20 protein-coding genes are annotated in these 23148 nt (G+C 51.8%); 7 read left to right on the top strand and 13 right to left on the bottom strand.

Features of this window, described 5'->3' with window-relative positions; all coding sequences use genetic code 11:
• Positions 1-72 precede the first annotated feature (72 nt).
• Complete coding sequence (locus AC3ZPD_RS06890; RefSeq protein WP_490983541.1) at positions 73-753, top strand: TetR/AcrR family transcriptional regulator; 681 nt, start codon at positions 73-75, stop codon at positions 751-753.
• Positions 754-846: 93 nt separating this feature from the next.
• Here the strand turns inward: AC3ZPD_RS06890 and AC3ZPD_RS06885 are convergent, their stop codons facing one another.
• Positions 847-1659, bottom strand: a complete 813-nt coding sequence (locus tag AC3ZPD_RS06885; protein ID WP_490983540.1) for a nitroreductase family protein — start codon at positions 1657-1659, stop codon at positions 847-849.
• A gap of 213 nt (positions 1660-1872) precedes the next feature.
• Between AC3ZPD_RS06885 and AC3ZPD_RS06880 the strand changes: the two genes are divergently transcribed.
• The 3 genes from AC3ZPD_RS06880 to AC3ZPD_RS06870 all read left to right on the top strand — a co-directional run bounded on the left by AC3ZPD_RS06880 (position 1873) and on the right by AC3ZPD_RS06870 (position 5890).
• Positions 1873-2523: a TetR/AcrR family transcriptional regulator gene (locus AC3ZPD_RS06880; protein ID WP_490983539.1), complete on the top strand. Its 651-nt coding sequence runs from the start codon at positions 1873-1875 to the stop codon at positions 2521-2523.
• Entirely contained in the window at positions 2516-5092 is a 2577-nt protein-coding gene (locus tag AC3ZPD_RS06875) for a PEP/pyruvate-binding domain-containing protein (protein ID WP_490983538.1), read from the top strand. The genes AC3ZPD_RS06880 and AC3ZPD_RS06875 overlap by 8 nt, the downstream gene beginning before the upstream one ends.
• A 96-nt stretch (positions 5093-5188) precedes the next feature.
• On the top strand, positions 5189-5890 hold the full coding sequence (locus AC3ZPD_RS06870) for a glycosyltransferase family 2 protein (protein WP_490983537.1): 702 nt from the start codon (positions 5189-5191) through the stop codon (positions 5888-5890).
• 96 nt (positions 5891-5986) lie between these two features.
• Here AC3ZPD_RS06870 and AC3ZPD_RS06865 read toward each other — a convergent pair whose 3' ends face one another.
• The 7 genes from AC3ZPD_RS06865 to AC3ZPD_RS06835 all read right to left on the bottom strand — a co-directional run bounded on the left by AC3ZPD_RS06865 (position 5987) and on the right by AC3ZPD_RS06835 (position 15674).
• Positions 5987-8386 carry a glycoside hydrolase family 95 protein gene (locus AC3ZPD_RS06865; RefSeq protein WP_490983536.1) on the bottom strand — a complete coding sequence of 800 codons (2400 nt, stop codon included), beginning with the start codon at positions 8384-8386 and terminating at the stop codon, positions 5987-5989.
• Between the two features lie 33 nt (positions 8387-8419).
• Positions 8420-9316, bottom strand: a complete 897-nt coding sequence (locus AC3ZPD_RS06860; RefSeq protein ID WP_490983535.1) for a carbohydrate ABC transporter permease — start codon at positions 9314-9316, stop codon at positions 8420-8422.
• Positions 9317-9334: 18 nt separating this feature from the next.
• A complete protein-coding gene (locus tag AC3ZPD_RS06855; protein WP_490983534.1) occupies positions 9335-10240 on the bottom strand; it encodes an ABC transporter permease in 906 nt (301 codons plus the stop codon).
• Positions 10241-10345: 105 nt separating this feature from the next.
• Positions 10346-12034: a type 2 periplasmic-binding domain-containing protein gene (locus AC3ZPD_RS06850; RefSeq protein ID WP_490983533.1), complete on the bottom strand. Its 1689-nt coding sequence runs from the start codon at positions 12032-12034 to the stop codon at positions 10346-10348.
• A gap of 111 nt (positions 12035-12145) precedes the next feature.
• Entirely contained in the window at positions 12146-13198 is a 1053-nt protein-coding gene (locus AC3ZPD_RS06845) for a response regulator transcription factor (protein WP_490983532.1), read from the bottom strand.
• Positions 13195-15006, bottom strand: coding sequence for a cache domain-containing sensor histidine kinase (locus AC3ZPD_RS06840; RefSeq protein ID WP_490983531.1), 1812 nt, complete (start codon positions 15004-15006; stop codon positions 13195-13197). The genes AC3ZPD_RS06845 and AC3ZPD_RS06840 overlap by 4 nt, the downstream gene beginning before the upstream one ends.
• A 146-nt stretch (positions 15007-15152) precedes the next feature.
• Positions 15153-15674: a hypothetical protein gene (locus AC3ZPD_RS06835; protein ID WP_490983530.1), complete on the bottom strand. Its 522-nt coding sequence runs from the start codon at positions 15672-15674 to the stop codon at positions 15153-15155.
• Positions 15675-16432: 758 nt separating this feature from the next.
• On the opposite strand from AC3ZPD_RS06835, the gene AC3ZPD_RS06830 reads away from it, so the two are divergent.
• On the top strand, positions 16433-17443 hold the full coding sequence (locus tag AC3ZPD_RS06830) for an aldo/keto reductase (protein ID WP_490983529.1): 1011 nt from the start codon (positions 16433-16435) through the stop codon (positions 17441-17443).
• Between the two features lie 20 nt (positions 17444-17463).
• Positions 17464-17874, top strand: a complete 411-nt coding sequence (locus AC3ZPD_RS06825) for an SRPBCC family protein (protein WP_490983528.1) — start codon at positions 17464-17466, stop codon at positions 17872-17874.
• A 201-nt stretch (positions 17875-18075) separates the two neighbouring features.
• Here AC3ZPD_RS06825 and AC3ZPD_RS06820 read toward each other — a convergent pair whose 3' ends face one another.
• From AC3ZPD_RS06820 to AC3ZPD_RS06800, 5 genes are all read right to left on the bottom strand, one after another.
• Positions 18076-19074 (bottom strand): alpha/beta fold hydrolase, encoded by a 999-nt coding sequence (locus AC3ZPD_RS06820; RefSeq protein ID WP_490983527.1) that lies wholly within the window; start codon positions 19072-19074, stop codon positions 18076-18078.
• A 54-nt stretch (positions 19075-19128) separates the two neighbouring features.
• Positions 19129-19830 carry a hypothetical protein gene (locus tag AC3ZPD_RS06815; RefSeq protein WP_490983526.1) on the bottom strand — a complete coding sequence of 234 codons (702 nt, stop codon included), beginning with the start codon at positions 19828-19830 and terminating at the stop codon, positions 19129-19131.
• A complete protein-coding gene (locus AC3ZPD_RS06810; protein WP_490983525.1) occupies positions 19823-20701 on the bottom strand; it encodes an ATP-binding cassette domain-containing protein in 879 nt (292 codons plus the stop codon). The genes AC3ZPD_RS06815 and AC3ZPD_RS06810 overlap by 8 nt, the downstream gene beginning before the upstream one ends.
• Complete coding sequence (locus AC3ZPD_RS06805; RefSeq protein ID WP_490983524.1) at positions 20698-21075, bottom strand: GntR family transcriptional regulator; 378 nt, start codon at positions 21073-21075, stop codon at positions 20698-20700. The genes AC3ZPD_RS06810 and AC3ZPD_RS06805 overlap by 4 nt, the downstream gene beginning before the upstream one ends.
• 318 nt (positions 21076-21393) lie before the next feature.
• On the bottom strand, positions 21394-22443 hold the full coding sequence (locus tag AC3ZPD_RS06800; RefSeq protein WP_490983523.1) for an SDR family oxidoreductase: 1050 nt from the start codon (positions 22441-22443) through the stop codon (positions 21394-21396).
• A gap of 117 nt (positions 22444-22560) precedes the next feature.
• Between AC3ZPD_RS06800 and AC3ZPD_RS06795 the strand changes: the two genes are divergently transcribed.
• Entirely contained in the window at positions 22561-23094 is a 534-nt protein-coding gene (locus AC3ZPD_RS06795) for a TetR/AcrR family transcriptional regulator (RefSeq protein WP_490983522.1), read from the top strand.
• The last annotated feature ends 54 nt before the right edge of the window (positions 23095-23148 follow it).

Genomic DNA, 23148 nt, shown 5'->3' with positions numbered 1-23148 from the left:
GAAAATGCAATATACTGTTTACAAGAGCCCCTAAGAACGAACGAAATTCAGCTTGGGAAGAAGGAATTCGAAATGGCGGAACATTCGCAGGATCACAAATCAAAAGATCACAACTCAGAAGGACGCAACTCGGAAGGACGCAAAGAAAATCAGGGAGAGGAACAAACGACAAAGTCGCGGCGGCGCGGAGACGTGCTGGAGAATGCCATTCTTTCAGCGGCATGGGAGGAGCTGCAGGAGACCGGTTATTCCCGGTTAACGATGGAAGCTGTCGCTGCGCGGGCAAAAACCAATAAGAATGCTGTCTATAGAAGGTGGCCGAATAAAGCCAAGCTGATTGTCGCCTCTCTGATGAAGCATATCCCCAAACCTACCTTTGAAGCTCCAGATACGGGAAATCTGAGGGATGATGTGCTTGCCCTGCTGGAGAGACTTAATAAACTTATGCAGATGATCGGGGCCGAGACGATTCATGGCCTGATGATTGAATTTCATGGGGACGGGCTTCCTTCCAAGATGACCTTGCCTCCGAGATCGGAGGATTCACTCGCCATAGCCATGCGGAACATTTTGCTGGACGCAGAGCGGAGAGGCGAAGTGAAACTCAAAGAGCTGCCAGAACGCGTTATCAGTCTTCCCGTTGATCTGATCCGATTCGAGCTGCTCACGACTCACACGCCTCTAACCGATGAGGCCGTGGTCGAAATCGTCGATTCCATCTTCCTGCCTCTTGTACTAAAGCAAAATAAATAAGGATGAACGACAGATTGTCGGTTCATCCTTATTTGCTGTTGCTGCCCATGCAAAGGTATGTATGGGGATTTCGTATGAAATTCGGTAATTCGATTAATGCGAGTCGTCATTTTTCTGGGCATGTTCATGGGCATTTTTCATGAAGTTCTGCTTCTCCAAATAATTCAGCACGGTTTGTGAAAACTCGAGATGGGATTCCTTCGTGTATTTAGCGATCGTATAGACCTGAGCCAGATTTTTTAATCCCATCTCCTCTATCATTTCTTTAAGTCTAGGAACACTCATGTACCGCTGCCATCCCTTTTCATTTCTTTCTTTATAAATGGCTTGAATGTCTTCCTCCGAATAATCCTGATACTGCTCGTAATGAACAAGCCCGTTCTTGGGCAACCGGTCACGCAGAGCAGGCGCTTCTGCCGGATAGCCTAACGAATAACCCACGATAGGCACGACATTAGGCGGCAGATTCAGCAGTTCCCCGATTTGATCACAGTTGGCAAGCGTTGACCCCATATAGCAAATGCCCAAACCCGCATTTTCTGCGGCCAGAGCGCAGTTCTGCGCTGCCAAGGTGGCATCGATAGCTCCGATCATAAAACTCATGAAATTATCAAAATGCACCGGCGCATCGTTAAGCTCCAGCCATTTTCTCATCCGGTTGAAATCCGCGCAAAAGGTTAACAATACCGGGGCATCCACCACCATAGATTGTTCCATGTGCGGCGTGTAGAGTTTTTTCTTCAGCTCTTTATCCCGCGTTACAATAATGGAGTAGGACTGCATGTTGCCGCTTGAAGACGCCCGAATCCCTGCCTCCAAAATTTGATCCAAAACCTCCTGGCTGACTTCCCTGTCCTCATATTCCCGAATAGATCTGTGCCCGTGCAAGACCTCGTTAAATTCCAAAGCGCCCACTCCCTAAAAAATAATTTTATTTACGATAAAGACTCTAAAAGGATGTCCTGTTGGCCTTTTAATCGTTCTCCCGCGTATTTTCACTTATTCTACCGGACCCTTTCGAGCGGTGTCCACTACCCGGATTTTATATTGACAATTTAAAAATATATTATATATTCAATATATAATTTATTCACTCAATTTAAGAAAGAAAATGAGGACATGATGAAAACCGATAAAACCAAACGAACCTATGATAGTCCCATACGCAAGCAGCAGCAGGAATTGACAAGCAGCTCCATTATGAAGGCCACGGAAGCTCTCATTTTGGAGGGACGGATCCACAACTTTACGATTCAGGAGGTTGCAGAACGGGCAGGCGTTTCGTACGGGGCCGTTTACCGGCATTTCCCTTCGCGGGAGGCGCTGCTGGAGGGCTTCAGACGCTGGTGGCTGGAAAGCGAGCAAGGGCGTGTACCGGCGTATGCAGAATCGCTGGATGAACTGCCGGTCTGGATTGAGCGCATGATCCACAGTGTATACAGTGAACTGTCCCATGCACGCGCACTGCTGCTGATCGTCTCTGCTTTACAATGGAAAGACGCTCATCCGCGCACGCAGGAGAGAGACCAATGGATCAGCATGCTGATCGAGAGAGCAGCCCCCCTTGTTACCGAGCAGGATCGCCATGCCACGTTTTGTATGCTCCGGCATTTTACGTCTATGAGCACCTGGGTCGACCTGCAGCGCCGTTTTTCTCTGGGTGAAAAGGAACTCATCGCCGTGCTTCAATCCGGCATTCGAGCACAAGTACAGCAACTGTTCGCCCTGCAGAACATGCAGCACGAAAAGGAGACTACAGACCATGAGTGAGCAAAAAGAACAGCGCGGCGAAACCTTCGGCAGCGCCCCTTCGCCCCGCTTTATTCACAGTCTTCGCGACACAGTCAGCGTCGATGCAAACGTGGTCGGCTCCAAGGCTGCGCGGCTGGCCGAGCTGCTGCAGGCCGGTTTCCCGGTGCCGGAGGGTATCGTGATAACAGCCTCAGCGCTGGGCCGCGAAAAGGAGCAGGCTGACCAGCCGTCGTCGGTCAGCCTTGACGCACACGAGCATTCGCTGAGCAGCGAAGTGCAGCGGCAGCTGAAGGAAGCGCTGCGGATGCTTGGCGATGGTCCTGTAGCGGTTCGCTCTTCGAGCGCTTCCGAGGATCTGGCGAATGCTTCGTTTGCCGGCCAATACGATACCTTTCTGGATGTGCAGGGATTTACCACCATCGAGAAGGCGGTTCGCGCTTGCTTCGCTTCGGCTTACAACGAGCATGCGCTGCGCTATTATGCCAGCCGGGACCTTGCGCCCGGCCGTATGGCGGTGCTCATCCAGCCGATGATTGCGGCGGATGCCGCCGGTGTGGCGTTCACCGCCAACCCTGTCACCGGCGATCGCGGCGAAGCCGCAATCAGCGCCGTCCGCGGCCTCGGTGAACGGCTCGTCTCCGGGGCAGCTTCCCCGGACGAATGGGTCGTGCGCGAAGGCCAGGCAGTAGCCATGAGCAGGCCGGAACAGGCCATCGAGGCCGGGCAAGCCGTTCAAATCGCCGAGCTGGCGCGGCGTGTGGAGGCCTTCTTCGGGCAGCCTCAAGATATCGAATGGGCGATTCGGGGAGATCAGCTGTATCTGCTGCAGGCGCGGCCGATCACGACACTGCAGGAGACGACACCGCAGACGGAACCTACCCTGATCCCGCTTGCCATCGACCCTCCCGAAGGTTATTGGGAGCGCGAAGCATCCCACTACCCTGACCCGCTGTCCCCCGCAACCCGCACCGCTTTCATCCCGGCGATGAATCATGCGATGCGGCTGATGTGCACGGAGATGTCGCTAATGATCGAGACGCTCGATCAACGGGAAATCGGAGGCTGGTTATATCAGCGTACCGTGCCGCTCGGCGGCCGGGACCGCCAAGCGCCGCCTGCATGGCTGATGCCCCTGCTCATCCGCGTGGTGCCGCCCGTACGCTCCCGCATCGCCGGAGCGGTGCGCTCGATGCGCTCCGACCATAGCGGCAGATTGCTGCAGGCGTGGAGCACGGAGCTTAGACCCGCCATGATCCGCCGGAGCGCGCAGCTGGCAGCCGTACCGCTGAAGACGGTTAAGGATGACGGATTGGCCGCGTACTGGAAAGACGCCCAGCTCTTTCTGGAGAGCTGTACCGATGAGCATATGCGGCTCAACGGGGCGCTGCAGCTCACATTAGCCGAATTTGCCTTCTTCTGCCGGGACTGGCTGGGCTGGGACGAAGCGCAGATGATGCTCATATTCAGCGGCCTGTCGGAAATGTCGAGCGCTCCGTCGCAAGCGCTGGCTCGCCTGGCCGAGTGGGTGCGCGGTCTTCCGGAGCTGGTGCAGGAGCTGAAAGCGGGCACCCCCGCTAAAGAGCTGCTCCGCCGCTATCCCAATTTTGCAGCACGTATCGAGGCTTATCTTCAGGAGTTCGGCTGCCGGGCGTTAAGGACAGAACTGGCTTATCCGACATTGGCCGAACAGCCGGAGCTGCTGCTGCAGCTTCTGAAGGACCAGCTGGAGGGCATCTATAGTCCTGAGCGGACGGGCGCTGCTCTGCGCCGTCAGCGCAAGGAGCAGCTGGCCCAAGCGGAGAAGCGGCTCGAAGCTTGTTCCGAGCCGGTCCGCGAACAATTCGCAAGGCTCCTGTCCCGCGCAGAGAAAGCTTATGCCATTCGTGAAGAGCATGGCTTTTACGACCGCGACGTGCCGTTGGCCCTGCTGCGCTACGCCTGGCTGGAAGCGGGTCGCCGCTTAGCTTCGCGCGGGGTTTTGGCCGAGCCGGACGATATCTTTTTTCTGGAGTTTGATGAGGCGCTGGAGGCGCTGAACAGTTCTTCGGCGCTGCAAGACAAGATTGAGCACCGGCGCGGCGAGCAGCGATGGGCGCTTGCCCACCCGGGTCCAGCCAGCTATGGCGATGCCCCCCCTCCCCCGCCCTCTGTCGCGGCGTTCCCAGCGGAGGCAAGGCTTGCAGCGGAAGCCGCTATCTGGGCGATCGATCGCATTTTTGCGACGCGGCAAAGCGGTCAGGTCCAGCAAGATGCCTCCCGCATCCAGGGGATTGCAGCTTCAAAGGGACAATACACAGGCACGGTGCGCATCATTTTGAATGAGTCGGAATTCGGAAAAGTTCAGCCTGGCGATGTGCTCGTCTGTCCGATCACTTCTCCGGTATGGTCGATCCTTTTTCCTAGCATCGGTGCGCTTGTCACGGACTCCGGCGGCATTCTCTCCCATTCCGCCATTATCGCCAGAGAATATCTCATTCCGGCCGTCGTAGCGACCGGAAACGCAACCGAGCTGCTGCAAGACGGGCAGCAAGTCCTAGTGGACGGTACGCGGGGTGTAGTAGAAGCGTTACCTGCTCGGCCGTTGTAACACGAAGTGCGCCCACGACTCGAATCAGGTTTCGTCCAGGCAAATTCCCAGCCATCTGAATTTCATATAAGAAAGGAATCAGGGGAGGGAAAGCTTTTGAATAAACCTGGTGTGTCCATTATCACGTGCACGAACCAGCCCGGTTTTTTCATGAATATCTTGAATAATTACCTCAATCAGCGCTACAAGCGTAAAGAACTAATTATCATTCTGAATAAAGATAACCTGGGCATTAAGGAATGGCGGAAAAAAGCAGCCGCTTATCCGAATGTCACCGTCTACCAAGTGCCGGAAGAAGTCTCGCTGGGCCAATGTTTAAACTGCGGCATTTGCAGGGCCAAATATCCCGTAATCACCAAATTCGACCACGACGATTATTATTCGCCATACTATTTGAAGGAGCAGATCCAGGCGCTTCAGCGCACGAAAAGCCCCGTCCTCGGCAAACACGCCTGTTTGGTTTATCTGACCGCCAGTAATAAGCTTATCGTAAGGTCTCCTCATGAAAGGAACAAATATGTGAAATTCGTTCAAGGCGGAACTATATTATTTCGGAGGAAAGTCCTTAAGCATGTCCGCTTTTCCGATCTGTCGCTTGGCGAGGACGTTAAATTTTTAAGAGATTGTGCACGAAAAGGCTATCCTATATACGCCACTACTCCTTACAACTATGTCTATATCCGCAGAAAAGATAAAAGCACCCACACCTGGCGGGTGGGCGATAATCGTTTCCTGAAAGGCAGCCGGCCTGTCGCCGTGACGAAACATTTTCGGCGTTTGGCCGTGCGGAAGTATTAAGTGTATAGGCCTTGTTGTCACAGGGAACGAGCGATTTAAAAAAAGATCACGTCATGGGCAAATAACGCCACGAAGTGATCTTTTAAACGTGTTTAGCTATTGAAGCGTGTCCTTCGGAAACAGCCGATAGGCGCGACCGGCTTCTGTCGGGAAGCACAGCGTTCCGTCCAAAGCCAATTCCGTCTTCACAAGAGTGCCGTCTTCCGTCGCTTGCAGCGGCGCGCCGCCGGCGATTCGGCAACTCCCGCCCAGACTCGAACGTAGGGCTGCCTCCTTCAGCCGGCCTTTGGACCAGACGATGTCAACTTCAAATCCGCCCCTGGCGCGCAGCCCGCGCACTCGGCCGTTCGCCCACGCGGCGGGAAGCGCCGGAAGGAGCTGCAGACAGCCCTGGTGAGATTGGAGCAGCATCTCGGCGATGCCGGCCACCGCTGCGAAGTTGCCGTCGATCTGGAACGGCGGATGCGCATCGAATAAATTGGCATAAACGCCCCCCTGATGGTAGTTCACTTCTTCGTCGTCCTTCACCAGACGCAGCAGGCTATGAAGCAGCTGCAGCGCCTGGTCGCCGTCGCCGAATCTCGCCCACAGGCAGACCTTCCATCCAAGGCTCCAGCCGGTTCCGCCGCCGCCTCTTCGCTCCAGCGACCGCCGGGCCGCCGCGAACAGCTCCGGGGTCTCCTGCGCTGTCAGTGTGCGCCCCGGATAGACGCCAAAAAGATGGGAGACGTGCCTGTGATGAACGTCCTCGTCCGGGAAGTCTTTATACCACTCCTGGAGCACGCCCTCTCTGCCGATCCGGAGAGGATACAACCGTTCCAAGGCCTCCTCCAGCTCCAACCGAAACGGCTCATCCTTGCCTAGAATCCGCGCGGCTTCAAGGCCGTTCAGAAACAACTCGCGGATCAGCGACAGGTCCATCGTGGTCGCCATGCTCACGCCCGACACCCCGTTCGTCGTTCTGAACTTGTGCTCGGGAGAAGTGGCGGGCGACGTAACCAGCCAACCTTGTTCGTCTTCTATAAGCCAATCCAAGCAGAACAAAGCCGCTTCCTTCAGGATGGGATAAGCGTAGTGCTCCAGATAGTCCCGGTCGCCGCCGAATGCGTAATGCTCCCACAAGTGCTGCGACAGCCAGACACCGCCCATCGGCCAGCATGCCCAAGTAGGATCGCCTGATCCGTAGTCCCCGACCGGCGCGCTTTGCGCCCAAATATCGGAATTGTGGTGGGCGACCCAGCCTCGTGCGCCGTAGTTAACCTTGGCCGTGACCGCTCCATTCCGGGCCAGGCGGCCGACGAACTCAAGCAGAGGTTTGTGGCAGTCCGCCAGGTTGGCCGTTTCGGCAGGCCAATAGTTCATCTGCGTATTGATATTCAGCGTATAATTGCTGCTCCAGGGCGGACGCGTCGATTCGTTCCAGATCCCCTGCAGATTGGCCGGCTGGGTTCCGGGTCTTGAGCTCGCGCCCATTAAATAACGGCCATAGTGGAACAGCAGTTCCACAAGTCCGGGATCGTCGCCGCCAAAGGCCGACAGGCGCTCGTCCGTCGGCAGATCGACGGCTTCCTCGGAGGAGGGCGGAACCTCGGGTTCGATCCGCAGCTCGGCGCGATCGAATATGGCGTGGCAGTCGGCCATATGCCTTGCTCGAAGATCGTCATAGGATTGGCTCGCAGCCGCGTCGAGGCAAGCGGCAATGCCGCCGATGACATCGGCGGCGTCTTGGCCGGGTATCCGGCCGAAGTCGGTTGCGGCGCAGAAGAGAAGCGTAAGACTAGTCGCTCCGTGGATATGGACGCCGTCGGCGTTCCATCGGATGTTTCCTTCTCCCGAATCCGAAGCGACCTGCAGCCCGCCCGCTAATCGAATCGCCCTCGCGGCCCCTTCCCCGCCGTACCGGATCGGCCGACCAGCCGATACATAATTGGGCTCGACCTGTTCCGGCGCGATACCGTCGATGAAGAAACGTCCTCCAATGACGGACGTCTCATAGCGCAGCGGGCTGCTCAGCCCGGCATGCACATCCAGCATGCCGGGCACGCTTGACGTCAGACGGATGACAAGCACCTGATCCGGGTAAGAGACGAACGTCTCACGCCGGTAGACGATGTCACCAATCCGATAATCGACAGTGTGAAGCCCCGTTTCCAGATCGAGGCTCCGCACGTAATCGCGGCCGATGTCCCCGTGCTCGAAGCGCAGCGACAGATTGCCTAATGGCAGGTACGATTGCGTATACGGCCCCATCATCTCCCGGCAAAGCCGGTCCGCTTCCTCATAACGTTCCTGCCGGATTGCCTCCCGTACGAGCGGCAGGGCATTACGCGCGAGCGGATTGTTCCAATCCTTCGCATAGCCGGACCATAACGTATCTTCGTTAAGCGCGATTCGCTCCTGCTCCACGCCGCCGAAGACCATCGCCCCGATTCGCCCGTTGCCCAAAGGCAGCGCTTCGGTCCAGAATCTCGCAGGTTTACGGTACCATAGTCTCATAAGCTCACCTCATCGAATGGGCCATTGAAGGAATCAGCCCTTCACGGAACCGAGTGTAATTCCGCCAATAAAGTATTTCTGCAAAAACGGATACACGCACAAAATCGGAACGGTAACCACGATCGTCGTTGCCGCCCGCAGTGTGAGAGGCGACAAACCTTCATATTTATGCATCAACAGCTGTTGGTCGCGAATTTGCTGCGTAGCTTCGACCTCAAGAAGCAGCCGCCGCAAGTAAACCTGAAGCGTGTCGTAATGTCCGTTGAAGTTATACAGGATGACGTCGAACCAGGAATTCCAGTGCCCGACAGCCGAATAAATGGACACCGCCGCAAATACCGGCATGGCAACCGGAATGACGATGCTCAAGTAGATGCGCAGCTCCGCCGCCCCGTCGATTCGCGCGGATTCGAACAGCGCTTCGGGCAGATCGGAGATGTACGAGCTTATGAGCAGCATAAAATAGGCATTAATCAGCCCGGGAATCCAATAGACATGGAACGAGTTCGTCAGATGCAATTGGTTCATCAAAATGTACGTCGGAATAATGCCACCGCTGAAGTACATGGTGATGAAGAACAAAATGCGCATAAACTTGCGTCCCGAGAAGTTCCGGATGCTGATCACATAAGCCAAGAGTCCCGTCATAAACATGCAGGTGACCGTCCCGACAGCGACCCTCAAGACGGACCAGCCCAACCCCTTGAGCAGGTTGCTGTTCTCGAACAGCATCCCGTAGGCCGCAAACGAAACCTTCCGCGGATAGAAATAGATTCCGCCGCGGGCCGCATCGGTGCCATCGTTGAAAGACAAAGCGAGCAGGTTAATGAACGGGTAGATAACGACAAAACCGAGAAGCAGCAGAACGACAACAATAACAACGTCCGCCGCCCGGCTAGAGAATGAAGTTCGCTGTGATCGGATTTCCATCTGGCGGTCCCTCTTTTCTTAAAATATCGACGAATCCATATACCGCTTGGACAAACGATTCGTGCAGTAGACGAGTACAAGCCCGATGATGCTCTTCATGAGGCCGACGGCCGTCCCGTACGAATAATTGCCAAGCTGCACGCCGTACCGGTACACGTAGGTATCGATGACTTCGTAATGGTCCTGGGTAAGCGGATTGCCAATCAGCAGCTGCTGCTCGAATCCGGCATTCAGAATTCCGCCGATGGCCAGGATGAACAGCAGGACCGCCGTGGACCGAATGCCCGGCAGCGTAATATAGCGAATGAGCCCAAAACGGCCAAGCCCGTCCATGCGGCCCGCTTCATACAGTTCCTTATCGATACCTGCGATAGCAGACAGATAAATGATGGCGGAGAAACCCATATCCTTCCATACGTTGCTGGCGACGAGGATCCCCCAGAAGTAGCTGCCCGTCGTCAGAAAAGCCAACGGCTCGTGAATGAACCCAAGCTTGAGCAGCACACCGTTCAGCACACCGTCGTTTCCCAGAATCGTGATGAGGATGTTGGCGACGACAACCCAGGAGATAAAGTAGGGAATGTACGACAGCGATTGAATCGTCTTTTTGAAGAGTTTTCCTCTGACCTCATTAAGCAGCAAGGCGAGGATAATCGGCGCCGGAAAACCGAACAGCAGGTTTAAACCGCTGATCACCAGCGTATTACGCATGATCTGGAGAAAATTCGGCTCGTGGAAAAAACGGACGAAATTGTCGAGACCGATCCAGTTGGAGAACATGGAATGTCCCGGAACATAATTCTGAAAGGAGATCAACAATCCGTACATGGGGTAATACGCGAAAATAAGCACCCATATGATCATAGGCAGACAGAGCAGCCAAATTTGCCGTTCTCGTCGTACCCGTTTCCATAATTCCGTCAACGGCGTCACCCTCCCTATCCATCAGCTAAAAATAATCGGGGACGGGAATTTCTCCCTTCGGAGCGTTCCCCGTCCACCGTGTTCTGCGGCTACTTGCCAGGAGATTTACTGCTGCTGCTTAGCCAGATTTTTTTTGTATTCTTCCGTGCGGAAAGCTTCGATGTCCTTCAAGCCAAGTTTGTTTGCTTTATCTCGCATTTCATTGAAGGCCTGCACGGCACCCTCCTCCGTCTTGCTGACAACCGCCTTCGCAAAGCCGGTTTTGATAAGATCCTCGATCTGCTGGTTGACGATCGTGAGCGGGTTATCCACCTTGAAAGAGATCCGTCTCGCCGTATTGTCGTAGACCGTGTCTTTCAAATTCTCGTTCATCATCGCTTTCCATTTGTCTTCCGAGTTGAAGTTCTGGTCAAACCAGGCGGTCGACTTGTGATCATCGCTCATCAGCCCTTGCGGATGATCCAGCCAGATCTGGTTCTGCCCCGTGAGCTCGTCTTGCTTGTCGCCGTTTAACGCGCCCGCGAACAACTCCTGTTTCACCGTATCGTTGAACGACCAGGTGCCGTCGCTGTTATAGTTCCATGCCGACCCCGCCATGTTCGGAATTCCCCATCCGAGAAGGCGCGTTCCGATCGGCGTAATTTCAAAGTCGAGGAATTTGATGATATCTTCGGGATGCTGCTCCTTGTCCGTGATAACCGTATAGTTCCAGCCCGTCGTATCCTTGGGCGACAAATACGCCGCTTCGGCACCCGGCGCCTTCAGGGAGATTTGCACGTACCGCTGATCGTCCTTCCAGTCCGGATTCGTCGCCTTCCAAACCTCGTGGCCGGCGTTCCATGACTGCCACCACGGACCAATATGGCCAATGATCTGTTCGTTCGAGAACTTCAGCTTCCAATCGTCAAACTTGTTCAGGAAGCTGTCCGGGTCCATCAGGCCCTCCCTGTAGAACCGATTGAAGTATTTCACGGCCTCGAGACCTTCGTCCGTGTTCAGCCAATGCGTCAGGTTATGGTCCGCGTCTTCCTTGTACCCTTCCTTCAGTCCCCAGATACCGAGAACCGTATTCAGCGACACCTGATCGTTCCACGAAATCGCATATGTCTTTTGGCCTTGCGCGTTGGTCGGATGCGCCGCCACCATCTGCTTCAGCACGTTGTAGTAATCATCCGGCGTCTCGATCTTCGGCGCTCCGAGCTCCTGATACCAGTCCCAACGAATGTTGGCGCTGTTGTCGGGGATCGGCAGCAGCCCCCAGCCTCTCGGAATGCCCCACAGCTTGCCGTCATCATCCAGATACGATTTGTAGGTATCGCCCAGCTCTTTTTTGATATTCGGCCCGTATTTATCGATGAGTGGAGCCAGATCGATCAGCTTGCCTTGCGATTTCCACTTATCGATCATGTCGTCATTGATGGCTGAGAGGACGCCCGGGTAATCGTTGGATGCCAGCATCAGATTCAGCTTCTCGGTACCGTCCACGTCGTATTGAGTCTTTTTAACGTCGACGTTGAAGTTTTTCAGCAGGTAATCGTGTATCGCTACCAACTTTTTAGCGACCTTGTTCGGATTGTCTTTATCCGCGGTGTAATAATCGACGGTAATCTTGTGATCCGGCATTGTCCAGCCGAATTCGTTCACTTTTGGTGCAGCGTTATCCGCGCTCTGCTGCGTATTTGCGGCATTGGAGGCGCCGCCTGCCTCCTTATTCCCGCCGCCGCAGGCTGCCAGAAGTACTCCCATCACCAGGATCGAGCAAAGTGTGAGTATCGAGCTTTTGCGAAGCTTCAAGTGAATCCCCCCTAATCGAATGATCCATACATGATTGCGCTTACATTTTAGATTTTAGGGGATTCTCCCCCGCTTGAGGATGCAGATATCTTCATTTTCTTGTCATTTTCATCACTGAACCTTCTCCTGCAGCTTGCGGTATTCGCTAGGCGTCAGACCCACAACTTTCTTGAAAGCTTTCGTGAAATGGGGATAGTCGGGATACCCGACCAGTTCGCCAACCTCGTAGGTTTTGAGGTCCTTGCGCTCAGCGAGCAGTTCTTTGGCCCTCTCGATCCGGTAAGCGATCAGGTAAGCGATAAACGACTTGCCGGTCTCCTGCTTGAACAAATTATAAAAATGCGTGACGGACATGCCCAGGCGGGACAACACTTCCTCAAGCTTGAACTGCGGATCGGCATAGCGCTCTCCGATCAGCTGAAGCGCCTCCCGAATTTCCGCTTGTTTCCCCCAATTCCGGCTGCTTCTCACTTGCCTGAGAGCCTGCAGCAGCTTATCGCTGAAGGCTTCCATCTGCTCGTCCAGCCGTTCCCGCCACGGCAGCTCAAAGGCGAGCATCATGCCCCGCTCTTCCAAATGGTGGCGAAGCGCCGCGGCCATATCCAGCACCGCGTTTTTCTTATGTTCGTCGGTCACCCGATCATGGCCGGTTACGGTGCGCGCCGCTTCCTCGAACAGTATCCGGATGCCGGGTTCATCGGCTCGCCAGATTCGCTCGGCGAACGCTTCGGCATATTGCAGGCACAGCCGGAGCAGCTCGCCCTTCGCGATAGAAGAAGCCGCCTGCTCCTGATGCTTCTCGTACAGGCCGATCATCAATTCCTTTACGACCGCCGGACGCATCGGCTTGAGGATATAATCGACAACGCCGCACTTCAGCGCTTCCCGTGCGTATTCGAACTCGCCGTAACCGGACAGGATAACGATCTCCGGTCTCCAGCCTCGCCCAAGCACCGCGCGAATCAGCTCCAGCCCGTTCATAACCGGCATGCTGATATCTGTGAGGATGACATGAGGCTGCGTACGGATCGCGATCTCCAGCGCTTCCTGTCCGTCCGAGGCGTCGCCGACAATGACAAAATCGGGATGGGCGTCGGTCAATATTTTACGAAGGCTCAGTTTGATCATCGGTTCGTCGTCAACGAGCAGAATCTTGTAGCTCATGGTTCATCCTTCCTTTCCGGTTCCCACAAGGGAAGTGTAATCCTTATTGTCGTCCCGCTCTCATCCGAATTGACGATAAACAGCCCGAACGGCCGGCCGAAATGCATGCGGATCCGGGCATGCACATTATATAGACCAATGGACGACGACTGATCTCCCCGCGTGCGGCGCCGATTCGGCTTCACCGGTTCGTCATGAGCGAACGCTTCATTGTAGTCGTCCCGAATATTGGGCGGCATGCCCTTGCCTGTATCGGCAATGTCCAGTTCGTACCGGTCATCCGCCGTCCGTCTCCCTGCAAGGCGGATCCGTCCGGGCCGGACCCGATAGCGTTCATAGCCATGCTTGAAGCAGTTTTCCACGATCGGCTGCAGTATCGACCGCACTGCGGGAACAGCAGCAGCCAGCGAGCTATCGACGTCGATCTCGTAGACGAACGCAGGGTAGCGCTCGGACTGGATCGAGAGGTAAGCTTCGATGTGATGCAGCTCGTCCGCAAGAGATACGCTCTCGCTTGGATTCTGCACGTTATAACGGAACATCTCGCCGAGCGCGACGATCATATTGCTGATTTTCTCATTGCCTTCCACAATCGCATTGGAATTAATAAATTCGAGCGTATTGTACAGGAAATGAGGATTAATCTGCGCCTGCATCGCCTGCAGCAGCGATTCCTTCTGCTTGACCTCAAGCTCCTTCTCCCGAAGCTCCGCCACGTGCACAATATCGACGAGCCTCTTGATCTCTCCCACCATCTTGTTGAAGCCGCGGTACAAGCTCCCGATCTCCTGGCCGCCTTCGTTTGGCGCTCTAACGTTAAAATCGCCAAGCTCGGCGCTTTTCATAAGGCGCAGCAACTTCACCATCGAGCGGGTCATCGAATAGACGATGCCGCTGGCGACCAGCATGGAGAGCAGGAAAAGCACGATCAGCACGACCATGGAGATTCGGCTGACGGCCACGATCGACTCGTTCAGCTCAGAGAGCTGTACTTCGGAGATCAGCGTCAGGTCGGTGCGGCCAGAACGGATGAAGACGATCAGCTTTTTGCCTTTGCCCGTCTTGACCGTAAACGCGCCGCTCTGCTTGGTCCCCATCTCTTTCAAATAACTGGCCGGAACGACCTTCGGGAGCTGATCGTCCGACGGATGGTAGATAACCTGGTTCTCCGTATCGGCCAACCAGACAAAACCGGTCCGCCCCAGCTGTACATCCTGAACGATACGCGCCATCTCGTCGCGTTTGATATCGACGATCAGCATTCCCTCCTGCTTGTGGTTCTGGGGCGGCGTGAACTTCATCGCCATCGCGACCACCTCGTCGCTCGGCGTCTCCTCGAGCCCCATGATGCGGAATTTACCCGAGGAATTAAGCCGGTTCAGATAAGAGGAATACCGCTGCTCGGCCATCGTGAAGCTGGAGCTCGAAGTAGCCTTGATCTGACTCGAGATCAGCGAGATTCCGTAGATATCCATCCTGCTCGCCAAAATCTTCGAAAACAGCTCTTTATCGATCCGATAGGATAACTCGTAGCGCTTATAAGGATCGTCGTCTTGATTCATCAGGAACTCGCCCGTCAGATCGCTCGACAGCATCGGCAGCATCGTGCGCTGCACCTCGGAGAGATAAGTCTCCAGATGTTTGTTGACCTGGTTGACCATCTGAATGCTGGAATCGACCGCATTCCGCTCAATGACCTGGTAGGTCCTCTCGTACCAGATCCAGCCGATAATCGGCAGCGGAAGGTAGAGAAAAATCATCGTCATGAGAATCTTTTTCTGCAGCGAGAGCTGCTTGAATCGTGTCACAGCCTATCCCCCCCGGTCTATGCCCAACGTTTAGAATTCAATATAGTTTATTCTAATTGAAAACGCTATCTTTTTGGGTGGGACGGGTCTGCTTCCTATAGTCATTTTGGAAAATAAAATAGGGAAGCCATTCTCATGGCTTCCCCTTATCGAACCGTACGTGCCGAGGTCCGTTGGTAAGGATGTCTCCTTTCAATAAAGCTTGTAAGCCAAATGTTAGCGGCAAATACAACCAAATAAACCAGGAAGGAGAGATACAATTTCCAACCGGTATAGGTGAAAACATGGAATTTAACCGAAATCCATTCGCTGATGATCGCTATCCCGGCCCAAAAAATAAGATAAACGAAATACTTCAGGCCTGTGGGTTTGTTAAATTGATAAACGTTTACTACAAAGTAAGGGAGCGCAGGATAAGTTACAAAGTGCAGTATGACATCAAATAGTTCATGCGTTCTGTGATCGATCGTAAAGTAAAAATCATAAGGTTTTATGCTAAGGGTAATATCGGCCAACAAGGCAAGAAAGACATTAAACGTCCAAATAACCGTAAGTGTGACGGCAGATAATCGCCTAGGCAATATAAACATTAACGCAAACAGAAGGACGGTGGAAAAGATAATAAATATTTCGTTCATATCAAATTTTTCGGGAAGGGGTAAAATCATATCGTATTTACCTCTGTGTGTTTATGAATTAGTTTCTCTAAATAGAAGGAGTAAACAGCCAATAATAAAAGGATCAAGCCGTATCGCAAATAGGAATAAAACACATTCCAATTGACCCATTGCAAATATTGAATATGAACAAAATATAATTCGATCGAAACCAGTGCCGTTAAGAAAATGAAAGCATGGATACCTTTACTGAAAATAGATCGATTAGAAAACAAAATATAAATTATCCATAAAAGCAACGCAGGCTTGAGGGATAACTCCGGAATCTTCTGTGTCCAAAAAATGAGCGGACTGGATGGATCTTGTTTAGTTAATTTTAAATTTAAATTAATAATTACACCTGTATTTGTGATCAGGATATTGGAAAAAAAGTAACTGCCCAAGACGTTAATAACGTTCATTTTCTTTCTCAAGACGTACATAGAAAAAAAAGATAGGAAAGCTAAAATGAGAAACATCCATACCGTTAACATAAGTAGTCACCGTCTTGTCTTTATTGATTTGGAATTAGTTTATACAGGAAATGACCAAAATACACGGGCTCCAAAGAAAACAAGCTCAGGCACTCCCCGTAAAAATGTTACTTTCTAGTACCCATGTTACTTTAAAGTGCGTACTTCTTTTTTAAAGTCAGATGCCGCATAATCGATTTCGTCAGACGATGAAATGACTTTTATTAATTTAATGATTCATTTAATTCCATATCATTGCGCTGAACAAATATAGATAAGTAGGGGTGGGTATCTTAGATGAGAAACATACTGCAAGGCAAACTGGGTTTTGGTACGGCGCCGCTAGGCAATATGTACCGTAATATTCCGGAGGAAGAAGCCATCGCAACCGTCGATGCTGCCTGGGAAAGCGGCATTCGTTACTTTGACACAGCTCCGCTTTATGGATCGGGATTAGCCGAGATGCGTCTTGGCGAAGCCCTGTCGAAGAGAAACCGGGATGAATACGTATTAAGTACAAAGGTAGGCCGGATTGTGTCCGATGAATTGGAAGATCCGTCTACTCGTGATCTGGGAGAAAAAGGCGGGCTTTTTGAATTCGGCCGTAAGAATAAAATCATTAATGATTATAGCGCCGATGCAACCCTTCGCTCTATCGAGGATAGCTTGAAACGCTTAAAAACAGATCATATAGATTTTGTTTATATCCATGACGTGGCGCAAGATTTTTATGGGGATAATTGGATTTCGCAATTTGAAATTGCTCGGACAGGAGCATTCCGCGCACTCACACGTTTACGTGAAGAAGGCGTTATTAAGGGTTGGGGACTCGGCGTAAACCGGGTAGAACCGGTTGAACTTATGCTGGAATTGGAAGAAGTAAAACCAGATGTCACCTTGCTGGCTGGACGTTACACCCTGCTGGATCATGAACGTGCACTTCAAAGAGTCATGCCTGCAGCAGTAAAACAGAATATGGATATTATCGTTGGCGGCCCATACAGCTCAGGGGTTCTGGCTGGGGGTACTCACTTCGAATACCAAAAAGCGTCCCCGGAAATTATTGCAAAAGTCGAGCAAATTAAAAAGATTGCGGAGCGCCATCACATTAGCATCAAGGCTGCTGCCTTGCAATTTTCACTGGCTAATCCGGCCGTTGCTGCCGTCATTCCTGGCGCCAGCAAGCCTGAGCGAATTGCAGAAGACAAAGCGGCATTAAACACCGTCATTCCGGCAGCGTTCTGGGAAGAAATGCGCGAGCAAAAACTGGTAGCCCCTCATGCGCCATTGCCCATCGACGTTAAATAAATCAGAAGGAGCGCAATCCTATGGCACAAACGACGACATCGATTAAAATCCCGGCTTCAGCAGGTCAAGTGTGGCAATTAATCGGAGGTTTTGATTCGCTTCCGGATTGGTTGCCGTATATCCCAAGCAGCACCGTAAGTGAAGGCGGACGTGTCCGTCATCTGGCTAACCCTGATGGGGATATCATTGTAGAGCGTCTAGAAGCTTTCAATAATAAGGAGCGTTACTACACCTATTCCATTTTGAAAGCACCCTTCCCGGTTACTGATTATCTGTCCACCATTCGCGTTAAAGAGGATCCGGACGGAAAATCATCGTTGGTAGAGTGGTCCGGCAGCTTCACTCCGGTTAAAATTAGCGATCAAGATGCCGCAGCCTTGTTCCATGGCATCTATAATGACGGCTTGGAAGCATTGCGAAAAGCCTTTTGAGATCAACCGAGCAGGAATCGCAAGTGAAGCAATAACCACTTGACTAGAATACCATTTTCGAAAATCGGCAAGTTTTAGGGCCATCCCTGGTATGGGACGGCCCTTCTTTGATTCCGTTTGTTCACCATTTCGCTGATTAGCGTAGCGGCCTGGTTTGTCTATGGCACGTGCTGAATTAGCTCATCATTCTAATATAAATTATCAGTTATGTATGAGCGTATTAATAAACTTGCTGCTTTGGGCCGCAATGGTCTCATACTCAAAGTCTTGTACATAGTGTCCGCAATCGAGGAAGACCTGCTGACTGCCCTCTACTGTAGCAAGAAAGTCCTTTTGATACTGCTGCCATTCCTGCGTAGCGATTCCTGTCCCCTTCCCGTTCGACGTAAAGAACAACATCGGGACTTGCGGGGAGGGCATGCTATTCACCTTCAGGGCATTCGATTTTACACTTTCCATTTCCGTTATCATAGGCTTTGTTTCTGTTCTTCTATAGTAGACGGCTTTATAAATCTCTTTTTCATGATCCGTCAGCGTGCCGGCCGAAATAGCCGCTTCACTGTCAATCATCGATGGAATGAACCGCGTAATCCCCATTTTAGCTCCAAACGAGAATAAGTCGAATAGAATCCCGTTCGGAAGCTTAACATCGGAATAAGCACCGGGTACTGCTGCATCAAGTCCTACAATGCCCGATACCTCTTTGGGATACTTCTGCGCCCAATATATGGCCTCTAGGCCAGACATCGAATGGGGGAACAGAATATAGGGAGCTTTTACACCGGCTAATCTTAACGACTCCCTTGTTTCTTCCAATACGGTATCGATATCCCTTGGCACATCCGCAACCTGACTGAATCCATATCCCGATCGCTCCACGACCGCAATTTTATATTCGCCGCTTAACCCGGAATAGAGACTCCTGAAATCCAAGATTGGAGAAGCCGTCCCGCCTCCGGCTAAAAAAACTAGGGTGGCATTACCCTTTCCCTCAGTATATACGCTCATCTCATGGCCGTTTACCGAAACCATTTGACCGAGCGGTTTAAACAACTCCGCATCTTGATTTAGTTTGATTTTATGATTAATAAAACTTCCTAATACAGCTATTACTAGTAACCCGATCAGTATGCCAAAACCTATTCCGATTCTCTTCCCTATCTTCTTGCTCGTTCCTTTGCCATTAGGTTGTTGTCTCATTACTAAAACTCCAGTCTAATACTTTATTTTACTGAACACAGCGACGGGGATCATTTAGTGAACAGAACGTCTGACCGTCAACAGCCAGCCTCCAGCCAGCAGGATACAGGAGAGCAGCAGCGACAGGCCGAAGCCTTGCAGCAGAGAGCCGTTCATCAGGAGCGTCTGCAATCCGTCTGCCAGCTGCCGACGAAGCGGCGTGATCGACGTAAAAATGGGAATCGCTGCGACGAGAACTCCCCAGATCACCCAGCCCGCGAAGTGACGAAGACCGGAGAACAGCAAACCGAACAGCGAGAGAAGCAGCAGATAGACGCCCACCTGATAGACGAACATACCGAAAATGCCGAACTGGCCCCAGTGGAAAACTTCGAGGATGTTCATCGTGTCTTCGTAATTGCGAATAACGCCGATCTCCAGTTGAAGCCATAACGTGTTGAACGCTGCAAACAGGACGGACGTCAACGCAAACACCACCATCAATCCAACGTAGTACTCCTTGCGGGAGGCTCCCAGATTTACAATGCGCCGGAAAAAGCCTGCAGGCAGCACGCTGCCTACGAAGAGCAGGAAGACCGTCAACAGGTTGCCGGCCGACACCATATTTGTATCTTCGTTGTTTCCCATCGATAAGTAGATGATGAAATTGGTCACTTGGCTGATGCCGATCACTCCGAGAATGATCCAGAAGTAAAGCCGAAGCTGCAACCAAGAAGCTCTCATAATAACGGAATATTTCCACCGCGTGTTATTCACCCATGTATCCCCCTTCGATCATGTAAGAGAAAAACTTCTGCAGCGGCAGTCCGTCGATGGCCACGCCCAACTGGCCCGCCAGCTGCCGGTCCGGCTCCCCGATCTCGCCGTACAACGCGGCCAGCACCCCCCTGCCGTACGTCTCGCGGTAAATCACCTGTTTGCCGCCGGCAATACGCTCGACCGCTTCAGCGTTGCCCGTCAGCAGATGAGTCTGCGATCGGATAGAATCGACATCTTCCTCCAGCAGGATGGAGCCGGAATCCATAATGAAGATGCGCTCAACCACCGTGGCGATCTCATCGATCAGATGCGTGGACAGGAGCATGGTACGCGGGAAGTTCGCATAATCCTCGACCAGCGTCCGGTAAAATCTCTCCCGCATTAGTGCATCCAACCCCAGTACCGGCTCGTCGAAGATCGTCAGCGGAGCCCGGCTTGCAAGTCCCACGATGTTGCCAACAAGCGACTCCATGCCCCGCGATAACTGCCGAATCCTTTTGCCCGGGTCCAGCTTAAACGTCTTGACCAGCTCAAGGGCGAAATCCCGGTCCCAATTCGCATGGAACGCCGAGGCAATGTCCAGAATCTCCATGACCCTTGCGCCCCTGAAAAAAAGATTTTTCTCCTGGACATAACAGATGTCCTGCGAAGTTTCTCCCGGCTTCAGCTGCGTTCCCATCACCTGAATACCGCCGCTATCGGGGAACAAACCGCCCGTCACCATATTGAGCAATGTTGTTTTTCCCGCTCCGTTGCGGCCGAGCAGCCCATAGAGGGTGTTTTCCTCCAACTTCAGCTCCAGATCCCGGACCGCTTTATGCCTTCCGTAGCTTTTGCTAAGCCCAAAGCAAGTCAGTATCTCGCTCATTCCGATCCTCTCCCGTTTCTAAGTTTGATCATCTCAATGACTTCATCCAGCGTCAGGCCGAGCTTAGCCGCTTCTTCCAGCAACTGTGCCACCAGTTCATCGCCAAATCGCGTACGCCTTTTCTGCAAAATGATCTTGTTGGCATCCGCCGATACGTACATGCCCAGCCCTCTTTTCTTGTACAAAATCCCTTCGTTCACGAGTACTGCCACGCCTTTGACGATCGTCGCCGGGTTCACCTGGAAGGTACTCGCGAATTGCGCCACGGAGATAATCTGATCTCCCTCCCTATAAGTGCCGTTCAGGATGTCGTCCTCGATCATCTCTGCAATCTGTACAAAAATCGGCTGACTCTCGTCGAAACCTGTTCCCATTTTTATCACCATTTCAGTATGTTAGTCATGTGACATACTATAAGGGTTAGAGGGGGAAATGTAAACCCCTTTGTTGGCACAGAAAAACCGCCAAGGCAGCTTGAAGTGCACCCTGACGGTCCTTTTTTTAGTGCGGTGTAGCATTCATACCCTTCCAATCTTTCCTTAGTTCCGCTATTCCGAAAGATGAACACGATCTTATGGGCACCCGGTAAGCGATCAAATGAAGAATTTCGTCCTACTTAGGCTAAGGTTTACCGAACTGCCTGCTGTAACTTCAAGATTTAAGGCCATCCTAAGCGGACGGCCCTTTTATTTTTACGCCTTCATCTGCCCTTTAAGGAGTTTCACCATGCTCCTGCCGGTTGCCGTAATGGCTTCTTCCGCCGAACGCGGCTGCCATCCCAGTAATTGTTTGGCCTTTTGATTACTCGTTGACATGTCTTGCCCCAGGAGTGATGCAAGCATTCTTAATTTAGGATTGAAAATCGCCGCCGCGCGAACCACCATATTGGGCAATTCTCCCCTTGGCAAATTAATAGCCTCTTCCCCTAAATGTCTCTTCAGGATACGGGCAATATCCAACATCGAAAGATTTTCTGAACTGGAAGCTATAAAACGTTCTCCTTTTGCTTCCGGACGCAGCATCGCCAATAGATGCAAATCGGCAACATCCCGGACGTCCACATAATCCGAATAAATTTTAGGGACGGACTTTAGCTTGCCTTCTATCATCAGGCGGACCGTATCATTGGAATGAGAGTAATCATGGCCTAAAATGGGCCCCATCACCCCAACAGGATTTACTGCGGCAAGCTCTAATCCGTTTCCTTCCTGGCGGATAAATTCCCAAGCCGCTTTTTCCGCGATGGTTTTAGATTTTTGATAGGCATGAATGTTTTTTGCTTCTGTATTCGACCAATCTTGTTCGGTATAGGGTCCCTGGTGATTGTTATGTCCCGCACCAATCGCCCCGAAAGCAGAGGTTAAAACCACCCGTTTGACGCCTGCATCACGTGCGGCTCTCAGCACACGCAAAACGCCTTCCCGTGCCGGCCCAATCATTTCATTTTCATCTTTATAAACTTTATTGGGGGTTGGAGAAGCAACATGGATGACATATTCCGCTCCTTTAACAGCTTCCTCCCAGTTGCGATCCGAAGATAAATCGGCTTGAATAAAGGACAAGCCTTCAAAATTGGTTACTCCGCCTGACTTTAACATGGCTTTTACTTCCTCTTGTCTGCTCAGGGTACGAAGGGTTGTTCGTACACGGTAATTTTCCGCAAGCAATTTTAAAATAATATGAACAGCGATAAAACCTGAACCTCCGGTCACAAGCACTAAAGGTTTGTTATTTTCCGACATATTGAAAACTCCTTTTAAGTGACGTTACACCTGTAACATGTTTTATCCTATAATAAGACTGGATATGTTCAAAAACAAGTAACCAACAGGCATGTGTGACAGAATGGAGGAAGTGTTATGGCAGCGACTGACCACGCACAAATGATAAGAAAAGATACCAAAGAATGGATTACTTTAGCCTTGCTGGAGCTTTTGCAGACAAAGAAAATTTCAAAACTGTCTGTTTCGGAAGTCGTCAAGAAAGCCGGAGTCAGCCGAATGGCGTTTTACAGAAATTTCGAAAGTCTTGAACAAGTATTGGTGGAGTACTACGAACCCAAATTTGCGGATATTTTTCATAAAACTACAAATCAAAACAGCCATCAACAGAAAATAGCGGATTTGACGAATTTTTTCCTTGCCTTGTCCAAGGATTTTCAAATGGCCATTGCAGGGAATTACACAGACCTGCTTTATCAAATTTTCAAGTCCCATATTGCCCGGCTTTATGATGAGATCATTCCCTTTCCGGACTGGACAGGCGCGAAACGAAGCTATTGGATCGACTTTATGAGTGCCGGCGTTTTTGAAGTTTGGGTGATGTGGCTAAAGAACGGGCAGAAAGAAAGCGTGGAAGAGATTAAAGAGCTGATTGGGCTTATTCATAAGTGAAAATAAAAATAAGCATCTTGCTATTCGAACATGTTGTGCGAATAGCAAGGTTGC

It is taken from the genome of Paenibacillus mobilis (genome assembly GCF_058267595.1).
Note: the sequence above shows the minus strand (reverse complement) of the source record. Positions and strands in the feature narration are given on the sequence as shown.